This window comes from Bacillus sp. 05T22, assembly GCF_056396765.1.
Genome location: NZ_JBFTMC010000007.1, coordinates 1 through 17,140, shown reverse-complemented (window position 1 = coordinate 17,140; position 17,140 = coordinate 1). Strand labels below are relative to the sequence as shown.

Annotated in this window: 13 protein-coding genes; 8 read left to right on the top strand and 5 right to left on the bottom strand. The window is 37.5% G+C overall.

All coding sequences use genetic code 11. From position 1 onward, the window contains the following. Nucleotides 1-186 precede the first annotated feature (186 nt). Together AC1DIT_RS03855 and AC1DIT_RS03850 are read left to right on the top strand one after the other, a co-directional pair. A complete protein-coding gene (locus AC1DIT_RS03855) occupies nucleotides 187-1,521 on the top strand; it encodes an FAD-dependent oxidoreductase (protein ID WP_476998069.1) in 1,335 nt (444 codons plus the stop codon). 183 nt (nucleotides 1,522-1,704) lie between these two features. Continuing rightward, nucleotides 1,705-2,115 (top strand): DUF3908 family protein, encoded by a 411-nt coding sequence (locus tag AC1DIT_RS03850; RefSeq protein ID WP_016113848.1) that lies wholly within the window; start codon nucleotides 1,705-1,707, stop codon nucleotides 2,113-2,115. 268 nt (nucleotides 2,116-2,383) lie between these two features. On the opposite strand, the gene AC1DIT_RS03845 is transcribed toward AC1DIT_RS03850, so the two are convergent. From AC1DIT_RS03845 to AC1DIT_RS03825, 5 genes are all read right to left on the bottom strand, one after another. Beyond that, nucleotides 2,384-3,949 (bottom strand): SagB family peptide dehydrogenase, encoded by a 1,566-nt coding sequence (locus AC1DIT_RS03845; RefSeq protein ID WP_016113849.1) that lies wholly within the window; start codon nucleotides 3,947-3,949, stop codon nucleotides 2,384-2,386. Nucleotides 3,950-3,971: 22 nt separating this feature from the next. Continuing rightward, nucleotides 3,972-5,921, bottom strand: a complete 1,950-nt coding sequence (locus AC1DIT_RS03840) for a TOMM precursor leader peptide-binding protein (RefSeq protein ID WP_016113850.1) — start codon at nucleotides 5,919-5,921, stop codon at nucleotides 3,972-3,974. After that, nucleotides 5,921-7,840, bottom strand: coding sequence for a putative thiazole-containing bacteriocin maturation protein (locus AC1DIT_RS03835; protein WP_016113851.1), 1,920 nt, complete (start codon nucleotides 7,838-7,840; stop codon nucleotides 5,921-5,923). The genes AC1DIT_RS03840 and AC1DIT_RS03835 overlap by 1 nt, the downstream gene beginning before the upstream one ends. 237 nt (nucleotides 7,841-8,077) lie before the next feature. Continuing rightward, complete coding sequence (gene odhB / locus AC1DIT_RS03830; protein WP_016113852.1) at nucleotides 8,078-9,337, bottom strand: 2-oxoglutarate dehydrogenase complex dihydrolipoyllysine-residue succinyltransferase; 1,260 nt, start codon at nucleotides 9,335-9,337, stop codon at nucleotides 8,078-8,080. Between the two features lie 152 nt (nucleotides 9,338-9,489). Continuing rightward, the gene (locus AC1DIT_RS03825) at nucleotides 9,490-12,357 is read right to left on the bottom strand and encodes a 2-oxoglutarate dehydrogenase E1 component (protein ID WP_476998068.1); all 2,868 of its coding nucleotides are present in this window, start codon (nucleotides 12,355-12,357) and stop codon (nucleotides 9,490-9,492) included. Between the two features lie 841 nt (nucleotides 12,358-13,198). On the opposite strand from AC1DIT_RS03825, the gene AC1DIT_RS03820 reads away from it, so the two are divergent. The 6 genes from AC1DIT_RS03820 (at nucleotide 13,199) to AC1DIT_RS03795 (ending at nucleotide 16,808) form a co-directional block, all read left to right on the top strand. Further along, nucleotides 13,199-13,405 (top strand): helix-turn-helix transcriptional regulator, encoded by a 207-nt coding sequence (locus AC1DIT_RS03820; RefSeq protein ID WP_016113854.1) that lies wholly within the window; start codon nucleotides 13,199-13,201, stop codon nucleotides 13,403-13,405. Nucleotides 13,406-13,424: 19 nt separating this feature from the next. Beyond that, nucleotides 13,425-13,802 carry a hypothetical protein gene (locus AC1DIT_RS03815; protein WP_016113855.1) on the top strand — a complete coding sequence of 126 codons (378 nt, stop codon included), beginning with the start codon at nucleotides 13,425-13,427 and terminating at the stop codon, nucleotides 13,800-13,802. A gap of 46 nt (nucleotides 13,803-13,848) precedes the next feature. After that, nucleotides 13,849-14,034, top strand: a complete 186-nt coding sequence (locus AC1DIT_RS03810; RefSeq protein WP_016113856.1) for a DUF3976 domain-containing protein — start codon at nucleotides 13,849-13,851, stop codon at nucleotides 14,032-14,034. Nucleotides 14,035-14,232: 198 nt separating this feature from the next. Further along, entirely contained in the window at nucleotides 14,233-15,636 is a 1,404-nt protein-coding gene (locus AC1DIT_RS03805; RefSeq protein WP_476998067.1) for a 3D domain-containing protein, read from the top strand. A 184-nt stretch (nucleotides 15,637-15,820) separates the two neighbouring features. Beyond that, the gene (locus AC1DIT_RS03800; RefSeq protein WP_229161495.1) at nucleotides 15,821-16,288 is read left to right on the top strand and encodes an SPASM domain-containing protein; all 468 of its coding nucleotides are present in this window, start codon (nucleotides 15,821-15,823) and stop codon (nucleotides 16,286-16,288) included. Nucleotides 16,289-16,538: 250 nt separating this feature from the next. Continuing rightward, on the top strand, nucleotides 16,539-16,808 hold the full coding sequence (locus tag AC1DIT_RS03795) for a DUF1292 domain-containing protein (RefSeq protein ID WP_016113860.1): 270 nt from the start codon (nucleotides 16,539-16,541) through the stop codon (nucleotides 16,806-16,808). The last annotated feature ends 332 nt before the right edge of the window (nucleotides 16,809-17,140 follow it).

Below are 17,140 nucleotides of genomic sequence, written 5' to 3'. Positions count from 1 at the left end.
CTTATATGTTGGAAAATCAAAATGTATATACAAAGGTATGCGTTGTTATGTTTGGACGGAATGGTTTTATTTGTAAACAAGATGGAGAAAACATATACTTTGTATAAGCTACTTATAGAAAAAAGGATTTATTTACAGTGAATCTGGAGAATGTAAACGATAGAGACTGTACAAAGGAGTGGTTTAGTGAACTATGTAATCATTGGCGGAGATGCAGCTGGCATGAGTGCAGCAATGCAAATTATTAGAAATGATAAAGAAGCAAAAGTTGTAACGTTAGAAAAAGGTGAAATATATTCATATGCGCAGTGTGGACTTCCGTACGTTATTAGCGGTATAATTGCTTCTACTAAAAAATTAATTGCACGAGACATTAGCACATTTCGTGATAAGTATGGAATTGATGCGAAAACATACCATGAAGTAACGAAAATTGATACTGAAAACAAAATTGTGCATGGTATACATACAAGTGAAAACGAGGCATTTCAATATAAATATGATCGCTTGCTAATTGCGACAGGAGTTAGACCTGTTATGCCGGACTGGGAAGGAAACAACCTGCAAGGTGTCCATCTTTTAAAAACAATTCCGGATGCTCATAGAATATTGGAGACGTTACAGGAACAGAATGTTGAGCAAGTAACAATTATTGGCGGCGGGGCAATTGGCCTTGAAATGGCTGAAACATTTGTAGAGCTTGGGAAAAAGGTGCGAATGATTGAGCGAAATGAACATGTTGGCACAATTTATGATGCTGATATGGCAGCATATATACATGAAGAAGCAGCAAAATATAATATTGAAATTTTAATAAATGAAAATGTAAAAGTATTTAAGGGGAAAGAGAAAGTTGAATTTGTTGAAACAGATAAAGGAACGTATAAAACGGATCTCGTTCTAGTATCAGTTGGCGTGCAGCCAAACACAGAGTTTGTTAACGGAACAGCGATTCGCACGAACAAAAAAGGGGCTATAGAAGTAAATGCTTATATGCAAACGAATGTGGAAGATATCTATGCAGCAKGAGATTGTGCAACGCATTATCACATCATAAAAGAAACGCATGATCATATTCCAATCGGTACAACTGCAAATAAGCAAGGGCGTCTTGCAGGATTGAATATGGTTGATAAACGAAGAGCATTTAAAGGCACTCTCGGTACGAGCATTATTAAATTTATGGGACTCACTTTAGCGAGAACGGGTTTAAGTGAAAAAGAAGCAAGTGGATTGAAAATACCATATAAAACAGTGAAAGTAGATACAACAAGTATGGCTGGATATTATCCAAATGCAACAGCACTTTATGTGAAATTGTTGTATCGTTCTGATACAAAACAACTATTAGGCGGACAAGTTATCGGAGAAGAAGGCGTGGATAAACGAATCGATGTTATTGCAATGGCGCTCTTTCATAAAATGAGCATTCATGATTTAGAAGATGTCGATTTAAGTTATGCACCGCCATATAACAGTGTTTGGGATCCAGTTCAACAAGCAGCGCGGCGAGCGGAATAGTACTTCTTATAGAAGTACTATTTTTTATTTCGAAAACACCGAATTATAAAAAAATATATAAAATCATATTTGTCCTTGAAAAATGTAGTACGTATCTATTATATTTTCATATAGTACTTATTTTTTCATACATAAAAATATGATAGAGACAAGATAGTAATGAATGATGCTGGGGGATAAGAAATGGCAATAAATATGAGAACAGTAGAAGAGTGGATTGCGGAGTCAAACGCAAGACATGAGGAGGACTTTGGAGAAATTGTCCAAGAAATAAAAGAGCTATGCATTGCGATTGATAACGCTACTTTAATTTACCCGAAAAATGTATTTTGCTTTGGAAAAAAAGCGGAAGTGTTCTTCTTTTTCCAAGATCATGTTGTCATTGGTCAGGTGCAAGAAGAGTATATTAAAGTTGAAAAATTAAAGTATGAGAATATTACAGATATAAGCCTAAAAACAAATGATAAAAATACAACATTAGAGTTGCAGTTCTCTAATGGAAATTCTATTATGCTAGATAGTTTAAATGATAACTGCGGAACGAAGAATTGGTTGTTTGCAAGACAGATTAAGAGTATCTTTAAAGTAATTTAGTAGTGAAAGCAGGTCTTATATAAATCCAAATTAAAAACGACAAAACCCCTTCTTTTTAGGTAGGAGAGAGCATCCATCCATGCATAGAAGCGGTCAAATCCTTTTCCTGCCCTATGCCAAGTGAAAACAGAGGGAGAAAGCGAGTGTAAGGTACCTTTTGTTCTTCGTAGCAGCAATTTACATGTTGAAAAATCAAAATGGATTTATATAAAATCCCTTCAAAAACACGCCCTTTGCTAGCACAGTGTACTAAGCGCAGGGCGTGTTTTTAGCTATGCAAATATCCTTTTAACCAAGTGCGATGGCGATAGGGACCAACTGGAATTTGAATAAGGGTCGTTTTTCTTTTTGTATCAGTTTCATACAGTTTGTCACATAAGTTTGCATCAAATCCTAAGAGCGGGTGACCTCCCATATCCATAGCTGAGGCTGCTAAGACGAGTTTTTGGACGAGCATTCCAGCTTCCATTTGTTGAATTCGATATCCTCTATAACCTAAATCGTTTTTTAAATAATCTTTATTTCCTATTACATGTAAACAGAGTGGTACTTGAAAGAGATTTACATTGTCCATTGTCATACCGGATTGTAAAGGATAGCGGAGATCTCCTAATTGAATTTTTTCTAATGTATGAGCATTACTGTCGTAGGAATAGGCACCATTTGGCAAACCGTCTACGTTATAAAAGCATCCGTATAGTGAGACACGTGATTTTGTCTTTATATGTGTTCCGTCTAAATCATTTTGATAAGGAAAGGAAAGAGTTGCTTCTTGAAGTAAAGTAGCTAGTTGCGTATCGCTTATTTTCCTTAAGACAAAATCTAAATCAGGTGAATAACGTTTTTGACAAGCTGTTGCGAAATCGTATGATAATCGTTCTACTCTGGGGAGTGTCAAAGTTTGTGTGTGATGTGGAACAGTTGCCTCTTCTGTCACAGTTCGAAATTGTTCAGTTGAATCTAGCATAGATGCTGCATTCATTGTTGTTATTATAGGGTGATCAGTAAAGTTCTTTGATCGAACGAAGTGTTCATGCTTTAAAACGGGAAGCTGCTGTGAGAGTTCATAAGAAGTAACGTTTGCGCATGTATTATTTGGATGAAACCATTCTTCTACAGGGTGGTTAGATAATGGGATAACTGCATACACACTTTCTTCTTGCTCCGATAGTCCGAGTAAATGATTAATGGCTCTATCAAGAAATTGAAAATATACACCAGATGTATAGCCGAATTGTTTAGAGACTTCTAGTAATTGGCCGATGAGGACACCAGTATCTAGACCTTGGAGACGGTAGGAAAAGTTATTATATTTAAAGAAATTTTTCCAAAACATTGTTGATACAAAGGCGGTGCCGAAGCAAGCAGATAGATTGCAGCGATTTCCAAGTGCCTCCGTGAGATAAGAGTCAAAATTTCCTTCACGCAGTAATACGAGACGATGATGTGCTGCGTCATAATGATAGATTCCCTGTGGACAATGATTCATTTTTAAATACAAATATAATTCATTTGGATATAGAGCTCCTCCAGAAGGAATAAATCTTCGGTATATATTTGTTGTATTTTGTTCTTCTAAGCCGAGGGAAGGCTGGCACAATTGAGTTAGGCCAAATGTATACCAGAGACAATGTCCGATTTGCTCGAGAGTGGGTTCTTTAGACAGATTTTGATCTCGCARTGTTAGCGGTACCTCTAGAGAAAGAGGAATGACAGGTAGATTACGGTATAGTTTATAGGGAAGGGGGGCATCAGCCCAGTTAATTTCCTTGTCTTGGGGCATGATTTCATCAATGGAAAAATGCAAATGGTGTAGAAATGTTTCTAGTTGCATCAATCTACCTCCTTATTGTGACTTATGGAAACGGATGAGGATGTGGATTAAGTTGTTCAAATGTAAGTGGCTCATTGGTATATCCAAGTTCCAGTGGTACGGTAAGTACTCTTTGTAGTCCTGTTGTGCGAGTAAGTTGATGTCCAAATGTCATTGGCAACATACCAGGAATTAGTACTTTCACACAATATAATCCGTTCTTTCGTATGAGAGGAACAGTTTGGTCAATGACGATGACTTCAAGACCTGAGTGATGTAGTCGATCTAAAAGATGGCGAAGGTCCGAAGTTAGGTCCCTATCGATAGATCTTAACTGATTCATTTGTTGAAATGTTTGTACAGACCGATTGTCATTCAATAAAAATTGAAGGCGTTCTTCGGCTTCTGGTAAACCATATACCATACTATGATCATCCATTTGGGTGACCAGATAGGGATCCCGTAAACATTGTTCGTATTTTTGCTTGTTTGCTTCAAGTTTTTCATCCATAGTAAGTAACATACCTGCTAATTCATGGATAGCACTTTTAACAGCTCGCATTGGTTCCATGTGGGCACCACCTGCACAGACGAGATTCATTCCACCCTTTTTTGTATTTTTTGCAATGGCCCATATACTTGGAATACCATGCTCCATCGTTGCATCAAAAACATGTAGATCATAGCCTGTAATCGTGCGCATTCGTTCAATCATCAATTGTAATTCCACATCGTCCGCAGAAGCTAAATCCAGGCGGGGAAGTGGTAATTGTGCATACCAAGTTAGCAAGAAAGCATCGCGTTCGACTATTTCTAAAATGCCATGGAAAATCGCTTCTTCTAAACTCCCTCCAATTGCACAGCCGTTTGAAGTTTCATAAACAAAAGCGTCCCTGTGTCCTAGGCTATAATATGCAATCGATTCTGGAACTAAGACGGGACGATTTTGTGATAAAGAATAACCCCATACCCAGTCTTGAGGATAATCAGGATCAAACGGTTTAAATGGGAAATCTGTTTTTTTATAATGTTCATCTGTATGTACACCGATTGTGAGAGGATTGATGGCTGTATCTTCTAACTCTCGGTAGCTACCATGAACATTTGTCCGTTTCCCGCGAGGGGTCATTCCACAGTATCGTTCTAATCCTTCTAAGATAGCAGTTGCTTCACTAGCCCTGAATGAATGTGTTCGGCCCGCAACTCCTTCATTCCCTAAAAGTAACGGCATATTTACAATAACATCAGCAAATGGTAATAAGGAATGCTGCATTTTTCCATTTAAAAGTCCAGTCCGATAATCTAAATAATCTTTAGTCAAAAATGTATTTAAATCTTCAATAGAACGACAACGATAACTTTCATTGCCAGTTTTAAAACTTGACTGGAGTGAAATGTAGGCATCCGTTGCAGTGTCATCAGGTAATGTGCTACACATTGGGCATAGAGGATCAGGAAGAAATGAATGACGTGAACATTGAAAGGTTTGCATGTTAAGTAARATGAGTTCCTCAGCTAAAGAGGTATGCCCTTCTGTTAAAATCCTTTCTGTTTCAGCATGAATAAGCTGACACATTTGTAGTAATCCAGTTTGGGTTGCGCATACATCTCGTTGTATGGCATCATCCTTTTTTAAGGAATATTTCCGCTGTAGCTCCCACATTTCTTTTTGGTCAAAGCCAGCTATAAAACGTCTTGCATCAGCACAAAGGGAACATCCTGCTGTATTTGGCTGAACATAAGGACCAATGATACCCTCACCAAATGAAGTAAAGCCCCGAAGCCATGGAATGTTAGCGGAGCGAAATATTTCTTCAGCTTCATGATGGATAGAGGAAGGAGAACCATCGTGTAATACGAGAGCAAGATGAATATTTTCAGGGAGTGGCTCTTCAAGTGTATTTTGATGAATGATAGGGTAGTGAACAGATAATTGCTGATTTACATAGTTTGCTAGTAGGCCATCTCCTACAATTAATATTTTCCGACTCATCATTCTACCTCCTCTTTGATTACCACACCAACTACACCGCCTAATCCTTCTTTTAAAAATGGTTCAATTGCTAGGTCCAGGACGAAGGGATGAAGATTATGTTCTTTTAAATTCTGTAAGGCTAATTGCAAGGATTCTAATTGTGGCATTTCTTCTTCTTTTTGTATTTCAGCCCTAAACGATTCTGCACTGTGTAAAAGGATAGAGGAGTCCAATAATATATTGGATTTATAGGGAACTTCTTGATTTTGGACATGAAGTAGTGCTTGTTGTAATGCATTTCTTAGTGCTAATGTTATATTTAAATCAGTACTACCGTACCACTGGTTGTGTACACCGATCCAAACAACAGGAAAACCTAGCACCTCTTCACCAATTCCTACCATTGTTTCCCCATGTATCGCGGAGAGTGCACGTAAATAAAATTGGCAGTGTTTGTCGTGAATCTCTGTTAATTGTAGTTGTGTAATTTCTTCTGTTTTGGTCAACTGCCTCGTTTGTAATGTGTGTGTTAAATGATTTTGTAGTGCACGGTACACGCCCTCTACCATTGTTTCCCCAGCCCCAATTCCAATGAATTCATCTTGTTCAGGAATAAGGAAATGAACCATTTGAGTTACATATGTTTCAATTCCGGTTAAACCTGCTTCGCGGCGTGCTTCGTCATGCGTTAATCCACCGCAAATTATAGTAGGCAGGAGCGTAGTAGGTCCTTCTGATAATGGATTTGCAACTTGGATATAGCATTGAGACAACGGTAATTGCTTTAGATTTTGTTCATCCCATATGTGAAAAATTCCAGAGGTTCTTGAAGTTAATTGGTCAAAAAAACGAAAAAGTTCATTCGAAGGGCTTTGGTTTGAATGTCTTTTGAGAGTTTCATCAATGTCTTGTATCGTTTCTATTGTAAAGTTTTTTGTTGTTATAAGCGGGTGTTTGATGGAAGTGTGCCAGCTGCCTTCTAGCGTTTCAAAATTTAGTAAAAAGAATTGTTTATTTTGCTCTCTATTTGAAGAGCCTGTAATATTTTTGAATAACTCAAAAACGACAATGTTTGCTAACATAGCCCCAGCGATTGGAGAGAAAGGCTCTAATAGTTGATCTTTTTGAAGGGCAGTCTCATGTACGCGTCGCCATGCAGATTCCCAGCATTCTTCAGATTCTGTAGTAATGACAGGACCAGCTAAGCCTACTTGCTCCAAACATAAAGCAGGAAGAAAGTTTTTCTTTTCTTCTCTACAAATCGCATGGATCGCTCTTAATTTTTCAATATTTCCATTTTGAGATACATATAGAATCCAATCAAAATGTTGAAAAATTTCCTGCAAGGAACGATCTATCGTTGTATCTATTTCTTGAACAAGTACATTTTGATCAGCATCGTGGGCTTTTTGTACAATCTCAATTAATCGAGAGCGATTTGTTGCGGTAGAGTCGGTAATAAGACAGTGAAACTCAGGTAAACCAGATTCAAGTAAAGAAGAAATTAATGAAGTGAAAATAGATCCAGATCCAATTGCTAGGACTTTAGCTTGTCGATACATTTGAAATTTTAGGGCACCCGAGTGAGAGTAGGCCTCTAAAAATTCAATTTGCGATGCGTATCTCTCAAGTAAGGCATTCTCCAACTGATGAGGAGAATCTTGACTTACATCACGTACAAAACCATTTTGGTGCAAAAGTTCTCCAAGTTCAAAAACTCTATTTTGATAAGGRAGGGGGAGTCCGCTTGTTAGTTCTTCCAAAGTATGTTCTCCATTAAACATAGGCATTAATTTTTCAATCCATTCATAGATACCATTACCTTGCATTCGGAATGAACTGGAGTTGTTTCGAAAATAGACACCCCCGTTTGAGTCGGGGAGGAAAAAGGTATCCTTGTTCATTTTTAGCTTTGTGGAAGCTGTGAAAGTACTCATTGTATTCCTCCTTATCAGTAAATTTGTTCTAGACATACATTATCATTGTATGTATTGTGAGTTGTCCCTTATGAACTCAAAAAAATTACGATTGTTTTAGAGTCTTATTGAACGACCCCCACCTACCTCTACAAGAGCTTGAGGTGGGGGACTCTCGGTTAAAATGATAAAAAAAGGCTGCATGAAAGATCGAATAAATCGATACTTTCATACAGCCTTTTGTATTTCGAAAGTCTATCAACCTTCTAATAATAATGATTTTGGATCTTCAAGCATTTCTTTCACAGCAACAAGGAAGCTAACTGCTTCTTTACCATCGACAATACGGTGGTCGTAAGATAGAGCAATGTACATCATCGGACGGTTTTCCATACGTTCTGCATCGATTGCAACTGGTCTTACTTGAATTTTATGCATTCCAAGAATACCTACTTGTGGGCTGTTTAGGATTGGTGTTGACATAAGGGAGCCGAACACACCACCGTTTGTAATTGTAAATGTACCACCTTGTAGTTCTTTTAATGTAAGCTTGTTATCGCGTGCTTTTTTACCTAGTTCACGAATTTCGCTTTCGATTTCAGCAAAGTTCAATTGGTTTGCATCGCGTACAACTGGAACAACTAATCCATCTGGAGCTGCTACAGCGATTCCGATATCATAGAATTTTTTAATGATAAGCTCGTCACCTTGGATTTCAGCATTTAACAATGGGAATTGTTTTAACGCTGCAACAACTGCTTTTGTGAAGAATGACATAAAGCCAAGACGAACATCATGTTTTTTCTCGAATGAATCTTTACGTTCTTTACGTAATTCCATGATTGCAGTCATATCAACTTCGTTAAATGTTGTTAACATTGCAGATGTTTGTTGAACTTCTACAAGACGTTTTGCAATTGTTTGACGGCGGCGGGACATTTTTACGCGCTCAACTGGTTTTTCAAATTCAGTTTTTGCTGCTGGTTTTGGACTTGTTTTTTCTTGTTTTGGCTCTGCTTTTGGTGCAGCAGCATGTGCTTGTACATCGTGTGGTCTTACACGGCCAAGTGGATCAGTGCTGCGTACTTCATTTAAGTCGATTCCTAATTCACGTGCCATTTTTCTAGCAGCAGGTGATGCGATAGGACGATCTGTATTTGGAAGACCTTGTAAAGCTGTTTTAGCTGGTGCAGCATTTGGAGCTTCAGCTTTAGGTGCTTCTGTAACTTCTTGTTTTGGTTGTTCTGGAGCTGCTGCTGGAGCAGGTGTACTTACTGCAGCGCCGTTTGCATCTAAAATTGCAATGATGTCGCCAACTTCAACTGTATCTCCAGGCTCTCCTAGTAGTTGTGATACAATACCTGAATCTTCTGCAATGATTTCTACATTGACTTTATCCGTTTCAAGCTCAACAACGCTGCCACCTTTCTCAACTTTGTCGCCTACATTGATAAGCCATTGTGAGATAGTTCCTTCTGAAATAGATTCTGCAAGCTCAGGTACTTTAATTTCGATCATTTTAAATGTCCTCCCCTTATTTGCCTAACGGTGTGTTTTGTCTTTTTTTCTTCGGTAATCTCAAAGTTTCCAGCTTGATTGGACAGAAATTCTTTACAGATTGAGCTGTAAGGAACTCTGCCCGCATGAGCTAGAGCACATCACTTTCGTTGTTAGTTGCTAAAAACTTCTATTTCTTGTTTATCTTGTCGAAAGTTATACTTTATATCTAATGCATGTGCAACAATTAGTTCTTGCTCAGCTTTGTGTGCAAATGGATCGCCACCTGATGGGCTAGAACGATCTGGGCGTCCGATGTATCCTGTTTTCACTTTATCTCCAGCAAGTTCAAACAGAATTGGAGCCATGTAATGCCATGCACCCATATTACGTGGTTCTTCTTGTACCCAAATGATTTCTTCTAAGTTTTTAAAGCGTTTCATAATAGATTGAACTTTTTCAGCAGGGAATGGGTACAACTGCTCAATACGAACGATATGAAGTTCATCTAAATTGTACTCGTGTTTACCAGATTCGATTTCTGCTGCTAAATCAATTGCTACTTTACCTGTCGTTAAAACAAGGCGTTTTACTTTGCTTGGTTTTGTACCAAGATTTTCTTGTTCTAAAGCAGGTTGGAAGCGTCCTTCACTTAGTTTGTCACCTGATGAAGCTGTAAGTGGATGACGTAATAAGCTTTTTGGCGTCATAATGACTAATGGACGAACTGCTTCTGTACCAAGGATTGATGCTTGACGGCGTAAAATATGGAAGTATTGTGCCGCGCTTGTTAAGTTTGCAACAGTCCAGTTGTTTTCTGCAGCTAATTGTAGGAAACGTTCTGGACGTGCACTAGAGTGCTCCGGTCCTTGACCTTCGTAACCGTGAGGTAATAGAAGAACTAGGCCTGATTTTTGTCCCCATTTTGCTCTTCCTGCTGAAATATATTGATCAAATAATGCTTGTGCAGTATTTGAGAAGTCACCGTATTGTGCTTCCCACATAACAAGAGTTTCTGGAGCGAATACATTGTAACCATATTCGTAGCCGACAACAGCAGCCTCTGATAACGGACTGTTATGAACAGAGAATGATGCGTTAATATTCGGCAGGCGATGTAATGGTGAATATGTTTCGTTTGTTTCTGTATCATGTAATACGATATGACGATGTGCGAACGTACCACGCTGTGAATCTTGACCAGTTAAACGAATTGGCGTACCTTCTTGTAAAATAGAAGCGAATGCTAAAGATTCAGCAAGTGCCCATTCAATTTTACCGTTCTCTTCAAGAGCATCTTTACGGCGCTCAAGAATTTTCTTCACTTTCGGATATACGTTAAAGCCTTCTGGCCAAGTTAAAAGCCCTTCGTTAATTGCACGAAGTGTTTCAAGCGGAAGACTAGTATCAATTGACTGAATTCCTTTCGCAACAACATCTGGAACCTTAACATGAATTGCAGCTTCACTTGTATCTGCTGGTGGTACTTGTGCATACTCAGATTTTAAATGCTCTTGTACGAATTGAGTAATTGTTTCAACCTCATCTGCATTTAGAACGCCCGCAGCTTCTAATTGGCTTGCATATAAAGCTCTTACAGTTGGATGGTTTTTAATTTTTTTATAAACTTGTGGCTGCGTAACTGCTGGGTCATCCATTTCGTTATGACCGTAACGACGGTAACCGATTAAATCGATTAAGAAGTCTTTTTTGAACAGCATACGATATTGAATCGCAAGGTTAGCAGCAGCAAGACATGCTTCCGGGTTATCAGCATTCACGTGAACGATTGGAATTTCGAATCCTTTCGCAAGGTCACTTGAATATTTCGTAGAACGAGAATCATAGCTATCTGTCGTAAAGCCGATTGCGTTATTTGCGATAACATGAATTGTTCCACCAGTTTGGTATGCGTTCAATCTGCTTAAGTTCAATGTTTCAGATACAATACCTTGACCAGGGAATGCAGCATCACCATGAACTAAAATTACGAATGATTTTGAAACGTCGTGTTCGGGATAGCCAGCTTTTTTACGATCTTCTTGAGCAGCACGTGCATAACCTTCAACAACTGGATTAACGAACTCAAGGTGACTCGGGTTATTTGCTAATGTAACGCGTGTGCTAGCTTCTTCAGATCCGACAACTTCTTCTCTACCTAAATGGTATTTCACATCGCCAGTCCAGCCGGTATTAACTTTAGCATTATCTATTGTTGCATGTTTGAATTCTGCAAACATGTGACTATATGGTTTTTCTAATACATGAGCGAGTACGCTTAGACGACCGCGGTGAGCCATACCAATCATGACATCGTTTACGCCGCCTTTAGCACCTTCTAAAATAATTTCATYTAGTACAGGTACAAGCATATCAACGCCTTCGATGGAGAAACGTTTTTGGCCAACGAATGTTTTATGCAAGAATTGCTCGAAACCTTCAACAGCTGTTAAGCGTTTTAAGAGAGCAGTTCGTTTTTTATTTGTTAATGGTTGACGCAGGGAATTTGATTCCACCATTTGATGCAACCACGCGCGTTCTTCACTATCCTGTATATGCGAGAATTCATAGGCTAAAGATTTTGTGTAAACATCTTTTAATCTATTAATTACATCAAAAGCTGTGTGAACATCATTTGGTGCATCTGCCCATACTGTTTTAGCTGGAATCGCTTTCAAATCTGCATCGCTCAATTCGTTCATTGCTTTCTCGATGAGAGATTGTCCATCAGCAGGCTCTTCCATTGGATTAATATGAGCCGATGTATGACCGAATGAACGGATATGCTCAACAAGTTGAACGACTTTAAGAATTTTTTCAATGTTTCCTGTGTTTTGAGGAGAAAAATTTGTTTCCTTGTTGTCCCCTGTTACGACATCTGCTTGGAATGGAGGAGCTCCAAAAGTTTCAAAAAGCTCTTGTAATTCCGGATCAACAGAACCTTCTCCTGTCACGTAACGATCATACTGTTCAATAACATAACCAAGGTTCGGACCATGGAATTTGGCCCAAGGGTTTGTCGTTGTATTCTTCCTCGTCATTTGTTTAAACCTCCCAATGCATGTAATCCTTCTTTCATAATGCGAAAGAATGCATTTTGCTCTTTTCATAATTGATGAACCAGTAATGAATGTAAATGTTATCTTTACTCTTATGTTATTACGATAATTTACATAATACCAAACATTATTACTTATCCGTTTTGTAAAAAAACATTCACAATTACTTATCACCCAAGTTAATCTTTCATGTTATAAAGTAATTTTAAGGAAAAAATAGGTGATTTCATCTGGTACATCCGCACTTGGAACAAAATCTTCCATATGAAAATATAAGGTGAATTGTAAGAATGTTTTGTTAAAATGCGGTTTGATTTATGTATATTAAAATAATAAGCGCTTTCAAAAATATTATACAACAATATAACAGGATATAGTATAAAAAATAAAAAATTATGAATTTATCGTAAACTTTATTTCAATAGTGTTAAATATTGAAAGGAAAAAAGAAAAATTTGCTTGTAAGTGATGATTATGATTTGAAAATGGTTCATAAATCGTTAGTTTTTGCAAATATAGCAGAAAATAGCTTAAAAAGGGTAGCCAGCTTCATTCGTATAGGAGAAAAAATGTAATATTTTAAAAAGATAAAGTGCAGATAACAATATTAATTTTTCTCATTACAGAGGGATAAATATAATGAAAACCATCTATACAAATAAAGTTAACTATATGTTCCATTTTAGTTATGACAATAGTCGTGATCAAAAAGAATAGGCGGGAGTAAGAAGGATTGGAAAAGTTATGTAAATAATGTAAAGGATACTTGACGTAAAGGATGCTTTACATTTATACTCTGTTCAAGGAGGAGGGGGGATTTTCTTTGGAAAACAAAATGGTAGAATACAGAAAAAAATTGGGACTGTCTCAAGAGAAGTTAGCCGAAAAACTTGGTGTTTCTAGACAGACGATTATTTCAATTGAAAAAGGAAAATATGATCCATCACTTCCTTTAGCATTTGAAATTGCGAAAACATTTCAGACAACCATTGAGAATGTATTTATTTATGAAGGGAAAGAACGGGAATGATAGAGAAGGGGGAATATTAATGAATTATTCACAGAAGTACTTTTTGATTATAGGAATGTTTTTTTTAATTATGAGTGGATTCATGGTATTAGCAGGGATTATGACACATTCTGCGCCGCCAACTCCGACTTATACATTAGCATCGATGATGATTATGTGCTTTTGTTTAAGTTATCTTCACCCACAATTTAAAGAGAAAGACGAAAGGATGAAGTTAATCCGTCAAAAAGGGATGTTTTATTCTTTCTTTGCGTTATTGATATATTTCATTGTTTTTTCAATTGGGTTACATTTAGAAATCATTATATTGACAGCTGGAGAACTACTTAATATATTAGCTGCTTTAACGATTAGTACGGTTTTTATTTCGTTTGTTGTCTTATCTAAAAGATATTAAGTGGAAAATAATGAATTATAGGTCTTACATATAGGAAGGAGAAAAAATGCAATTTTTTTATGCGTTTAGTATAAGTATTATTTTAATTCTATTCATGTATTTCTTCGTTCGCAAAGATATTACGAAAGATAATACGCTGACAAAGAGAGGTTTTTATAAACTGATTGGATGTTTAGCGGCTATGTTTGTGGGGATTATTGTGTTGGTGGTATTGATGAGTAAGAAATTATAAGCTAGTAAAAGAGGTAGAAGATAGCAGGAATAAAACAGAATCAAGTCCAGTATGCAATAAGTTTGCATCTGGATTTCATTCTGTTTTATTTTTATTACATTTTTGTTACTACTCTTATTCTTATCTTAGAAACAATTATACTTATACATAGTATGATGATTTAGTCAATGGCCAAATTTAGGGAAAAGGAATGAATTTATGAAAAAACAAATCACAGCACTTTCTTTAGCTATGGTTCTGGGCTTCGGTTTCCAACCGATYGCTAGTTTAGCAGAAACATCAAATAACATAACGCAAGATTCTACTCAACAAGCTGGATGGAAATTAGAAAATGGTGAAAGGTTTTATTATGAAAATGGTAGTAAAAAAACAGGTTGGATTGTATTAAATAATCAATGGTATTACTTAGATGAATCAGCTGGCGGAGCGATGAAAACAGGTTGGTTAAAAGAAGGGAATAATTGGTATTACTTAGATGAAGCAGCCAGTGGAGCGATGAAAACAGGTTGGTTGAAAGAAGGAACTAATTGGTATTACTTAGATGAGGCAGCCAGTGGAGCGATGAAAACAGGTTGGTTGAAAGAAGGAACTAATTGGTATTACTTAGATGAATCAGCTGGCGGAGCGATGAAAACAGGTTGGTTGAAAGAAGGAACTAATTGGTATTACTTAGATGAATCAGCTGGCGGAGCGATGAAAACAGGTTGGTTGAAATACGGAGTAAATTGGTATTACTTAGATGAGGCAGCTGGCGGAGCGATGAAAACAGATTGGTTGAAATACGGAGAGAATTGGTATTACTTGGATGAATCAGCTGGCGGGGCAATGAAGACAGGCTGGTTGAAAACAGGTGGTAGTTGGTACTACTTGGATGCGGCAGCCAGCGGAGCGATGAAAACAGGTTGGTTGAAATACGGAGTAAATTGGTATTACTTGGATGGAGCAGCTGGCGGGGCAATGAAGACAGATTGGTTGAAGTACGGAGAGAATTGGTATTACTTGGATGCGGCAGCTAGCGGGGCAATGAAGACAGGCTGGTTGAAAACAGGTGGTAGTTGGTACTACTTGGATGCGGCAGCCAGCGGAGCGATGAAAACAGGTTGGTTGAAATACGGAGTAAGTTGGTATTACTTGGATGGAGCAGCTGGCGGGGCAATGAAGACAGGCTGGTTGAAAACAGGTGGTAGTTGGTATTACTTAGATGAAGCAGCCGGTGGAACGATGAAAACAGGTTGGAATAAGATTGACGAAAAAATGAATTATTTCAAAGATAGTGGACAATGGATAGGAAATACGCGTGAGCTAACGGTTAGATCAACAGCATACTCAAACGACCCGGAAGAAAATGGTGCGGAACCTGGTGAACATGTTTATACGAGTATGGGAGATGATTTAACTGCTAATCCAAATTTAAAAGTGATTGCTGTGGATTCTTCAGTTATTCCACTTGGCTCGAATGTATATGTAGAGGGATATGGACCAGCTGGAGCTAGGGATACTGGTGGAGCTATTAAAGGGAATAAAATAGACGTATTTATACCTTCAAAGCAGGAAGTTTGGAACTGGGGAGTTAGAACAGTAAAGGTATATGTATTACCTTAAAGTCATTGTAGTTCATGTACATATTGTAAAAAAATCATTATTACTATAGTAATATGCTTTTATTAGAAACAGCTTTTTCAAGCGAAGACTTGAAGAAGCTGTTTTGTTTAGTGCTAATATACTAGATTCTTTATTGTGTAAATTTATTGAGTGGGTGCAGCATGATGTAGGGTCGGTTTATGTTATGAATTTTGAATGGGCATTAGCTTCCTGGATCGGAATTCCGTCACCAGTCTGTATTTTTTCGGAAGAGTGTGGTAGAGCGGTCGCTATGGAACATAATGGTGATCTGTTTTCTTGTGATCATTACGTTTATCCTAAATATCGATTAGGAAATATTACAGATGGATTAGTAAATATGATAAATTCCCCATCACAGCTTGCCTTTGGTAAGAAGAAGCGAGATACACTGCCCTCAGTGTGTAGAAATTGCGAGGTTCGATTCGCTTGTCATGGCGAATGTCCTAAAAATAGATTTCTAGTTTCAAATCAAAATGAGCCAGGATTAAATTATCTATGCGCATCCTATAAGAAATATTTTAAGCATATTAATCCTTATATGAAAATGATGAAACAGCTGTTACAAGACGGCTTGCCTGCTTCCTATATGAAAGAAATACTTGCGGATCAAGGAGGTCTTTCGAAAATCTAAAATAGTATATTTCTAATTTTTCGAAAGCGTTGGGACTGTAATCACTTTAGTTGATCCAATTATCTAATACGAAATGCGTTAGTTCATATTCACGAATGATATCCGATATCCTTTTGGTTGGGTATTTACGCTGAAGCAGCAAGAATTTGTTGTTTTTTACGCATTAATTTGATTTTTTATGGAAAGATATGTTAGTAGGTATGCGATTTGAACGCTCTATTTTTTAGAGTATGAAAGGAGGAGTACGAATATGGTGGAAATTGAAGTAGGCGAAACTTTTACCATTAGCGATGAGAGTGATCAGGAGCAGGAAGTTGAAGTGCTGGGAACGATGAATGTCGAAGGAGCAGAATACATTGCTGTCGGCTTTGTAGAAGACCTTCAAAAGGAAACAGATGAAGACATTGACATCTTCTTTTTAAGAGTAGAAGATGATGGTGAATTGTCATACATTGAGAGTGACAAGGAGTTTGAAAAAGTGTCTGCTGCGTTTGAGGAAATGATGGATGAGCAAGATTAATATTGATTGGACAGAAGAGAGGGATAAATATATGCCCTCTCTTTGTGTATATATAGTTGAAAAATATTTCCCATAATTGATTATAAATAAAGGGAAAGTGACATTGATGTTTATTAAATATCTCATTGAATTCTTTTGTATAGCTTGAATCAGCAACCATGTTGGCTAAATCAACGAGTAAATTATCGTATAAAAATAGCGTTCTACCAATTGGTAGAACGCTATTTTGCCGTATTTTATCCCGCATTAACGGGCAGTAAGACCCCCACCTCAAGATTCAGAGAGAAACGAGGAAGATAGGTGGGGGATCAACTGTCCGTAAAAGCCCGATT